General features: G+C 67.3%; 1 protein-coding gene. It reads left to right on the top strand.

The window, feature by feature from the left end; all coding sequences use genetic code 11:
- Positions 1–133: 133 nt before the first annotated feature.
- On the top strand, positions 134–600 hold a 467-nt coding region (locus EOA33_RS37915; RefSeq protein ID WP_190234543.1), incomplete at its 3' end, for an AraC family ligand binding domain-containing protein.

Here is a 600-nt window from a genome sequence, read left to right as displayed (position 1 = left end):
GGGTTGGGCTCGCCGCTGTGCAGGGCCTCAGCGAAGGAACCGATCATGACTACTGCCTCGTTTGTCAGGAGAGCACGACCAATAGAGGCAGGAAAGGGTTCTGCGCTTGGGGAAAATTGCTAACTTTCGGGCGATGACGACGCGTGAGAAGAAAATCGTCTCGGGCCGGGGCTGGCAGGTGTCGGACGTCGTGTGCACCGCCGGCGTCGGCGACAGCCCGTTCGAGGAAGAGCATCGCGGCTTTTGCGTTGCCGCGGTAACCCAGGGCACGTTCCGCTACCGGACACGCGAGGGCACGGCGATGCTTGCGCCCGGCGCGATCCTGCTCGGCAATCCCGGCGCCTGCTATGAGTGCGGGCATGAGCACGGCGCCGGCGACCGCTGCCTCTCCTTCCATTTTTCGCCGACCTATATGGAGCGCATTGTCGCCGACGTGCCCGGCGCCATGCGGCTTGGCTTCGCCGCGCCGCGCCTGCCGCCGTTGCCGGCGCTTGCGCCGCTGCTGGCGGAAGCGGAAGCCGCGCGGGAAACCGGCGACGCCGACGCATTCGAGGAACTCGGCCTGCGCATTGCCGGCGCGGTGGTCAGGACGAGCTCGGA

This window comes from Mesorhizobium sp. M4A.F.Ca.ET.050.02.1.1, assembly GCF_003997725.1.
Lineage (GTDB): Bacteria > Pseudomonadota > Alphaproteobacteria > Rhizobiales > Rhizobiaceae > Mesorhizobium.
This window is presented reverse-complemented; position numbering and strand designations above follow the sequence as displayed.